The organism is Microbacterium sp. MRS-1, assembly GCF_000585455.1.
In the GTDB taxonomy this organism is placed as follows: Bacteria; Actinomycetota; Actinomycetes; order Actinomycetales; family Microbacteriaceae; genus Microbacterium; species Microbacterium laevaniformans.
Map to the genome: position 1 here is coordinate 1 of NZ_JAUF01000026.1, position 8,954 is coordinate 8,954.

The following is an 8,954-nucleotide window of genomic DNA, read 5'->3' on the forward strand; positions in this document are numbered from 1 at the left end:
CCATTCTCCCGCGCAACTCGCGGCGGCTGGCCACCCCGCACCTTCTTGATCAACACGCCCTAGGGCGATGGTGCCGCCGACGACGACACGCACGGCCGCCCGTCCCGGTCGGGCGTTGCCGAGTCGGGCGCCGAGTGCGCCGGTGACGGCGAGGGCGAAGAGCACCAGCACGAAGGTGGCCGGGATGCGGATACCTGTGGGCAGCAGGAGGATCGCGAGGAAGGGCACGACGCCGCCGACGAGGAAGGCGATCGCGGACGCGGTCGCTGCACCCCATGCGCTGACGACCTCATCCTCGGCCAGGCGGTGCTCGATGTCGATGTGGGCGGCCAGCGCGTCGTGAGCGGAGAGCTCGTCGGCGACCCTCCGGGCCGTGGCTTCGGTGAGACCGCGAGCCTGATACGACGCGATCAGTTCCTGGAACTCGGCATCGGGGTCGGCGGCGAGGTGTCCGCGTTCCTCGTCGATCGCGGAGCGTTGGCTGTCACGCTGGCTGCTGACGGAGACGTATTCGCCCAGGGCCATCGAGATGGCGCCGCCGACGAGAGCGGCAACGCCAGCGGAGAGAAGGGCGGGTTCCCCTGCAGCGGCGCTGGCGACGCCGACGACGACAGTCGCGACGGACACGATCCCGTCGTTGGCGCCGAGGACTCCGGCACGCAGCCTGTTGAGACGCTGGACGCGGGCAGCGGAGGACGTGGGAGTGGTCATGGGTCCTTCTTCCAAATCGTATGCGTCGCTAGCGCGATCAAGTGGAGACCGCGTCGTCGACGGGCTGTGCAGAGACCGAGATCTGCGCAGCCCATCGACGGCGTGGGCGCTGTCGTGCATGCTGGCTAGTCGCGCCGCAATGGCTCAAGAGCAGTGTCCGGACCGGTCTTGATGCGGACGCTGAGCAGCTTGGTGGAGTTCAAGAACACGAGAATGTCGGGACCGAGGTGGATGATAGCGGCCTGGATCGGGCCGATCCAGCCCAACAGGGCAGCGGTGATGCCGAGCACATGCACGACGCCGACGCCGACGAACAAGTTCTCCTGGATCGTGCGGTAGGCCCGGCGGGCGATCGCGCGCACGCCGACGATCTTGCTGAGATCGTCGGTCATGAGGGCGACATCGGCGGCCTCGATCGCGGCCTGAGTGCCGCCTGCACCCATCGCGATCCCGGTCTCGGCGAGGGCAAGAGCGGGGGCATCGTTGATGCCGTCGCCGACCATCGCGACCCGCTCACCACGGGCTTGCATCTGTGAGATGACGTCGACCTTGTCCTCCGGGAGCAGATCGGCGTAGACCTCGTCGATGCCGAGGTTCTCTGCGACACGACCGGCGACGGCGGCATTGTCACCGGTGAGCATCGCGATCCGCTTGACACCGTTCACACGGAGCCCGGCGATGGCTTCTTTCGCGCCGGGCCGGATCTGGTCCTCGAGTTCGAAGCTGCCGATCAGACGTCCGTCCGCGGCAACGTGGATGACCGTCGTCGCCTCCGCAGTGGATGGCACGTCGATCCCCGCCTCGGCGAGCAGGGCAGCGTTGCCGACAAGCAGGGCACGTCCTTCGACCGTTCCGGTGACGCCTCGGCCGGGGACGACCTGGAAATCGGTCGGCTCGGGGATCTCTACGCCGGCCTCGCGCACATAGGTGACGATGGCTTCGGCGAGGGGGTGGCTGGAGCGGCGGTCCAGGCCCGCGGTGAGCCGGAGCAGCTCATCACGTTCGACGGAGGCGTCAGCGATGCGGACGGCGCTGACCTTCGGGCTACCGACGGTCAGGGTTCCGGTCTTGTCGAATACGACGGTGGTCGCCCGGGCGAGGCTTTCCAAGTAGATTCCGCCCTTGATCAGGATGCCGCTGCGTGCGGCGCGCGCGATGGCGGCGATGATCACCATCGGGGTCGCCAGCGCCAGTTCCGCGGGCGATGTGAAGATCATGAGTGTAACGATCATGCTCACATCCCGCGTGACGAGGAACACAACCACAAGGAACACGATGATCAACGGGATGAGCCAGGCAGCGACCTTGTCCGCGAGTTTTTGCACGGGGGCGCGGGAATCCTCAGCGTCCTCGACGAGGGCCACGATCCGCGCGAACGTGGTCTGCTCCCCGACCGCTTCGGTGCGCACGTCCAGTGCCCCGGACTTGAGGATCGTGCCGGCGAACACGCGCGAGCCAGCGGACTTGTCCTTCGGGACGCTTTCGCCCGTGACGGACGCCTCATCCGCCGCCCCATCTCCGGCGACGACCGTGCCGTCGACGGGGATGCTGTCACCCGCGCGGACCAGGACAACGTCATCGACGTGCAGCTCCGCGATCGGGACCACGCGCTCCTGCCCGTTGTCACGGACCCGCGCAATAGTAGGGACCGCGCCGATCAGTCCCTGGATGGACGCACGCGCGCGGTCGGTGTTGAGGTCGGCGATGAACTCAGCGATGAGGATGATCACCATGAGCACACTTCCCGCGACCTCTTCGCCTCCGACCAGCGCGAAAATCGTCGCGACGGTGACGAACAACTCGGTTCCGATCTTCCGTTCGGTGAACAGATCGATCAGGCCCGTCTTCACCAGCGGATACAGACCGACGGCGACGGCCACCCACAGCACGGGAACCGGGATGAGCTGCTGCCAGTATAGGAAGGCCACCAACCCGGTCAGAAGGATACGAGCGACCTCGATCCAGCGCTCGCGCGTCATCAAGGACATGAACGTTGTGCGGTTTCCCGCGGGGCGGGCCGCGGTGTCCGCGGCAATGGGGTCGGTCATGGGCGGGTTCCTATCTCTCAGCAGGATGATCGGAGGTCTATCGGGTCTGTGCGTGATGCGTCGGCCGATCCTCCAGATGCACCGCCGCGTAGTGCAGTGCGGTGTTGGCGAGGTCTGCGGCGTGTTCATCGACGAGGTGATAGAGCATGCGTTGACCATCTCGCCGACGGCGGACCATCCCGCTCCGCTGCAGCCGGTTCAGATGCTGGGAAACCGCCGGCGCGGGCCGACCCACTCGGCTCGCGAGCTGGCCAACTGAACTCTCGGGGTGTTGCGCGAGTGCAAGGATGATCCGGATCCGTGTCCCCTCGGCGAGAGTACGGAAAACATCCACGGCTCCCGCGATCGCGCGATCCTCACTTTCCGCCGTCATCTGAACCATCGACACGTCAGCCTTGCTGGATGTTCGTCCGGGAGTGGGCAAAGCGGGCCTCCAAGGCCGCGCCGTGCGCGGGGAGATCCTCCGCGGCGCTGAGCACGCGCACCGTCTCCCGCACGTGGCTGAGGGCAGCGGCCGGGTAGCGCACGGTCTGCACCGCCCGTAGGAACGTGTGCACCGTGAGTCCGGAGGAGAACGTGGCCGTGCCTCCGGTGGGCAGTACATGGTTGGAGCCGGCGCAGTAGTCCCCAAGACTCACCGGCGTGGACGCGCCGATGAAGATCGCGCCAGCGTTACGCACATGCCCGGCCACCCCGTCAGCGTCGTCGCAATGGATCTCGAGATGCTCAGGGGCGTATGCATCGCAGACCTCGATGCCGTGCTCGATGTCGTCGACGATCACGATCGCCGACTGCTGACCCGTCAGAGCAGCCCGCACCCGATCCGCATGGGGCGTGAAGGCGACCTGTCGATCCAGTTCCGTCTGCACGGCAAGGGCCAGGGAGGTGGAATCGGTGACCAAGACGGCGGCGGCGTACTCGTCGTGCTCGGCCTGGCAGATCATGTCGGCAGCAATCAGCATCGGGTCGGCGAGCGAGTCCGCCAGGATCATCACCTCTGTCGCGCCGGCCTCCATGTCCACCGCGACCGTGTCGCGGACCAGACGCTTCGCGGCCGCGACGTACACATTCCCAGGCCCCGTGATCAGATCCACCGGCTGGACGCGACGTTCTTGCGCCGGGTCCTCGATGCCGTACGCGAGAGCAGCGACCGCCTGGGCGCCCCCGATGGCATAGACCTCGTCGATGCCCAGCATCGCCGCCGTCGCGAGGATCGTCGGGTGTGGCAAACCGCCGTGTTCGACCTGCGGGGGGCTCGCCAACGCGATCGAGCGCACACCGGCGACTTGAGCGGGAACCACGTTCATCACCACGGACGACGGGTACACCGCCTTCCCTCCAGGAACGTATACACCAGCCCGCTCGATGGGGAACCAGTTCAACGACACTTGGGCGTCCCCTTCGAAGCCCACCACGACCGGGGCGGGTAACTGTGAGCTCGCGAACCGACGGGTCCGCTCGATCACCTCCTCCAACGCACCACGAAGCTCCGGCGCAAGCGCGGAGGATGCTTCCGCCAAAGCCTCCGCCGGCACCCGCAGCATCTGTTGCTCAACCCGATCGAATCGGGCAGCGAGCTCCGCAACTGCAGGAAACCCGTCGCGTCGCACGTCAGCAATGGTCGAAGACGCCGCAGGAATCGCCCCCGCCAAATCCACGACCGCGCGCGGCACGGCACGGCGCACCTCATCCCGGGTGGCAGAGCTTCCACGAAAACCGATCACGCGCACAGCAACACTTCCGAACGCGTGAGTCATCGCCCGATCCCCCGAGCCACAGGCCCTGCGGGGGCGACACGCAAAGTTGCAGAAGCCATGATCGGCTCGAAGGTGATGGAGATGATGGAGATGATCGTTCCTCTCATAACGAGAACCACGCCGATCCGGGCGAGGCAGTGCAGACCCGACGGCCTGTGGCATGTTCCTCGTCGAAGGAAGTGCCACACCTCATGGTAGCATCATACCTACGCAGTTACGCAGATAATGGGAGATGCGATCGGTTTCACGATCCTCTATCGCCGCACTCGTGATATCTCCGTTGACTGCGCCCCTTTGATTCATCGGAAGCGGAACATCGAGCATCCCCTCAGCCGGCTGAAGACGCGTCGCACGGCTGCTGTTCTCCGCCCGCTTCACAGTGAGCTTGGCCCGATTGGCCACTGGCAGTGATGATCGCCGACACGAGCTACTCCGTCGACGAAGAGCACACACACTGTTGGCACCAAGGGTGCGAGCGGGCGCGCTGCGCGCACCTTGCCGCTGAGGCGGCCCCCTCCTGAGACCGGCTCGGGAGGGGCGCGCCGTGGTGATGACGATCCGCGTGATGTCGTCCGGTCGCGGCTACGAGTATCTCCTCAAGTCGGTCGTCGCGGGCGACGGAGACCGCGACATGGGCACCGCCCTGACCCGCTATTACACCGAGACGGGTAGCCCGCCGGGCCTTTGGCTCGGCGCCGGGCTCACGAGTCTGGACACTGGACAGGGCCCAGCTCTCGCAGATGGTGATCAGGTGACCGAGGAACAGCTCGCACGCCTCCTGGGTGACGGCGTTCATCCGGTGACCGGCGCGCCGCTGGGGTTGCGGTATCCGCGGCTGCAACCCCCGCGCGAGCGCATCGCAACCCGGGTTGCGAAGCTCGACGCATCGCTCACTGGCGGGCACCGAGACGAAGCGATCGACCGCATCCGCGCGGAGGAGCTGGCGAAGAAGCCTCGCACCGCGGTTGCGGGGTTCGATCTGACGTTCTCGCCGCCGAAGTCGCTGAGCGCGATCTGGGGTGTCGCCGACGCGGGCACGCAGTCGCTGATCGCCCAGGCTCATCATGCCGCGATGCGCGACACGCTCGCGCATCTCGAGCAGCGGGTCGCCGCGACTCGGGTCGGGCATGGCGGGATCGCCCGCATGCCGGTGGTCGGCGTCATCGCGACGGCATTCGATCACTACGACTCCCGCGCCGCCGACCCACAGCTGCACACGCACCTGGTCGTGTCGAACAAGGTGCAGGGCGAGGACGGGCACTGGCGGTCGCTGGACTCCCGGACACTGCACCGAGCCACGGTGGCGCTGTCGGCGTCGTACAACGCGTTCCTCACCGATCACACCGCCCGGCTACTGGACGTGGTGTGGGTGCCGGTGGACCGCGGGAAGGACCGCAACACCGGCTGGGAGATCGAGGGCGTCCCGGCCGGGTTGCTCGCAGAGTTCTCCCGCCGCACAACCGGCGGCGGCGATGACGGCGCGGGGATCGCGGAGGCCACGCAACGGCTGATCGACGATTTCGTCGCCGAGTACGGGCGCACCCCGTCGCGCACGACGGTGGCGAAGCTGCGGCAGCAAGCGACGCTGGAGACACGGCCGGAGAAGGATCCGCACTCGCTCGCCGAGCTGACCGCGCAGTGGCGCGAGCGGGCGACCGCCGTGCTCGGCGAAGACGCCACCACCTGGGCTGCACATCTCCTCGCCCGCGGGGCCGGACAGGTGCGCCTGCGGGCCGATGATCTGAATGCTGGGCAGGTGGAGAGCATCGCGGCGGTAGTGCTCATGGAGGTCGCGAACCGGCGGGCGACCTGGGGACGCTGGAACCTGCACGCCGAAGCGATGCGGCAGCTGATGGGTCTGCGCTTCGTCTCTACCCGCGATCGGATCACCGCTCTCGACCAGATCGTGCAGCACGCCGAGGCGCATTCCCTGCGACTCACCCCCGACTACGACCGACCCGTGCCCGACACGTACATGCGCACGGACGGGACGAACCGGTTCCAGCCGGCCGATCAGATCGCGTACTCGAGTCAGGACATCCTCGACGCCGAGACACGGCTCCTCCAGCACGCTGAGGCCGAGGACGCGCCGCGGCTCACGGCGCGTCTCGTCTCCCGGCACGTGACCCGCAAGATCGGCGGAGTGGCCCTTGCCCCGGATCAGGCGGCGGCGATCACGGCGATCGCGGGCTCCGGTCTCACTCTCGATCTGCTCGTCGGACCGGCCGGCGCGGGGAAGACGACTGCGCTGCGCGCACTGCACAGGGCGTGGACGGCCGCGCACGGTAGGGACTCCGTGATCGGGCTGGCGCCTTCGGCCGCTGCTGCCGAGGTTCTCGGCGACAGCTTGGGGGTGCGGGCAGAGAACACGGCGAAGTTCCTCTGGGAGCACGGCATAGGCCGTTGGAGCCTTCAGGCCGGGCAGCTCGTGCTGATCGACGAGGCGTCCCTCGCGGGCACGCTGGCGCTGGATCGCATCACCGCGCACGCGGCAGAGGTCGGGGCGAAGGTCGTGCTGATCGGCGACTGGGCGCAGCTGTCAGCGATCGAGACCGGTGGCGCGTTCGGGATGCTCGTACGCCACCGCCACGGCGTGCCCGAGCTGACCGATGTGCGCCGTTTCACCAACGAGTGGGAGAAGACCGCCAGCCTCGCGCTGCGCCGTGGCGAGCCCGGCGTGCTGGACGTCTACGACGAGCAGGGCCGGCTGCACGGCGGCGGGCTCGACCAGATGCTCGACGTCCTCTACGCCGCGTGGCAGGAAGACCGCGCGGCGGGCCTGTCCACGCTGATGATCGCCGGGAACGGTGAAGCCGTCGCGGAACTGAACCAGCGCGCCCGCGCCGACCTCATAGACGCCGGTCACGTCGACGCCGAGGGAGTGCTCCTTCACGATGGGACGACAGCGGGAGTCGGGGATCTCGTCGTCACCCGCCTCAACGACCGCACTCTCTCTACAGGGCGGTCATGGGTGAAGAACGGCGACAGATGGCACGTCGCCCACCGCTACGACGATGGCTCATTGGCCGTCCGCCGCGTCGGGAAAGGCGATGGCCCCCACGGAAAAGCGCTCGTACTGCCGGCCGGGTACGTCGCCGACGAGGTGGAGCTCGGATACGCGGCGACCGCGCATCGGGCGCAGGGCTCCACCGTGGACACCGCGCACGCGCTCATCGACCCCGAGAAGGCATCCCGAGAACTGTTCTACGTCGCGATGACCCGCGGCCGAGCACGCAACGAGGCGTATGTGATCCAGCCCGACCCGCATGAGGTCGAGCCACACCTTGACCCGCCGGAGGAGAAGACCGTCACCGGACACCTCGCGCGGGTGCTGGCACGCAGCGACGCTGACCCGTCCGCCACCGAGACTCTCGCCCGCGAAGTCGACCGGCACGCATCCCTCGCGACGCTGCTGGACGAATTCGACCTCCTGGCCCGCGAAGCACGCGCCGAACGCTGGGCCGTGCTTCTCGATGTCGCGCCGTTCCCGGAGGACGTCGCTGACGACGTGTTCACCAGCCCCTACTACGAGCACCTTGAAGGGGCCCTTGCCCGGCATGAGGCCGCGGGCCACGATGTGAACGCCACCCTGACGTCCCTCGCACCGACGATCAGCCTCGGAGAAGAGCAAGCCGACCCGGCAGCACGCCTCGCCACAGCACTGGACTCAGCGACGATGAACCTCGCCGCAGGGCGAGGCAAGCGGCCCCGTCGCGTCGCCGGGCTCATCCCCCTCCCCGATGCCCCGGCGCCGGACGATGTGCAGGCAGCGCTCGACGCGCGCCGCGTCCTCATCGAAATCGCCGCACGGCGAAGCGCGCAGCATGCGCTGCGCTCCGCCGAGGCGTGGACGAGCAAGCTCCGGCCGCCCAGCGATCAGCGTGCCCAGAACGCATGGCTCGAACGGGTCGCGACCGTGGCGCTCTACCGGAGCCGATACGAGATCGCCGGGTCCGCGCCATTGGGGAACCCGAAGGACATCACCAAGGCCCAACAGGCCGCCGAGTACCGGATCGCATACGCCGCGCTGCGCCGTGCACAGTCTCGCTCCGAACGCGCAACTCACACGATGCCGCACCGGCAGCAACCACAGGCCAGCCCATCGCGGAGCCTGTGATGATCCACTTCAACTGGAGCGTCAATGCAACTGGGGAGCGTGGCACACGGAACAACCCCACGCCGCGTTGCCTGCAGTCGGCTCTGGCTCTCGACCGCGCTGGTCTCTGCCATTCGCAGCCTGGTGCCGCGCGATGTGGTCTTCGAGTGCGCCTAACCCTCCCGCTGCACCGATCGCCGCAGGTTGACGTAGCGCCGCGGGCACAGGGCAAGATGGTCCCGAGCAGCCTGAGCAGTGTCGCTTGCGCTTGCTGACTCGACCTAGGCCGTGTTGCTAAATCCATTGCAAGGCTGCGGAGAGGCAGAGCCCGGCTGCGTATGA

At 67.7% G+C, this 8,954-nt stretch carries 5 protein-coding genes; 1 reads left to right on the plus strand and 4 read right to left on the minus strand.

From position 1 onward, the window contains the following. From AS96_RS06270 to hisD, 4 genes are all read right to left on the minus strand, one after another. A partial coding sequence (locus tag AS96_RS06270) for a VIT1/CCC1 transporter family protein (protein WP_155947533.1) occupies positions 1–711 on the minus strand: 711 nt, incomplete at its 3' end. A 125-nt stretch (positions 712–836) separates the two neighbouring features. Continuing rightward, positions 837–2,759, minus strand: a complete 1,923-nt coding sequence (locus AS96_RS06275; protein WP_051498774.1) for a heavy metal translocating P-type ATPase — start codon at positions 2,757–2,759, stop codon at positions 837–839. Between the two features lie 37 nt (positions 2,760–2,796). After that, a complete protein-coding gene (locus tag AS96_RS14930) occupies positions 2,797–3,141 on the minus strand; it encodes an ArsR/SmtB family transcription factor (RefSeq protein ID WP_081767985.1) in 345 nt (114 codons plus the stop codon). Positions 3,142–3,148: 7 nt separating this feature from the next. Next, positions 3,149–4,516 carry a histidinol dehydrogenase gene (gene hisD / locus AS96_RS06285; RefSeq protein WP_036287078.1) on the minus strand — a complete coding sequence of 456 codons (1,368 nt, stop codon included), beginning with the start codon at positions 4,514–4,516 and terminating at the stop codon, positions 3,149–3,151. A gap of 550 nt (positions 4,517–5,066) precedes the next feature. Between hisD and mobF the strand changes: the two genes are divergently transcribed. Beyond that, the gene (mobF, locus tag AS96_RS06290; protein WP_231477138.1) at positions 5,067–8,633 is read left to right on the plus strand and encodes a MobF family relaxase; all 3,567 of its coding nucleotides are present in this window, start codon (positions 5,067–5,069) and stop codon (positions 8,631–8,633) included. Positions 8,634–8,954 lie beyond the last annotated feature (321 nt).

Excerpts from the sequence above, each read along its gene's own strand:
- mobF (WP_231477138.1), top strand. The coding sequence starts at position 5,067 with ATGACGATCCGCGTGATGTCGTCCGGTCGCGGCTACGAGTATCTCCTC.
- AS96_RS14930 (WP_081767985.1), bottom strand. The coding sequence starts at position 3,141 with ATGGTTCAGATGACGGCGGAAAGTGAGGATCGCGCGATCGCGGGAGCC.
- AS96_RS06275 (WP_051498774.1), bottom strand. The coding sequence starts at position 2,759 with ATGACCGACCCCATTGCCGCGGACACCGCGGCCCGCCCCGCGGGAAAC.
- hisD (WP_036287078.1), bottom strand. The coding sequence starts at position 4,516 with ATGACTCACGCGTTCGGAAGTGTTGCTGTGCGCGTGATCGGTTTTCGT.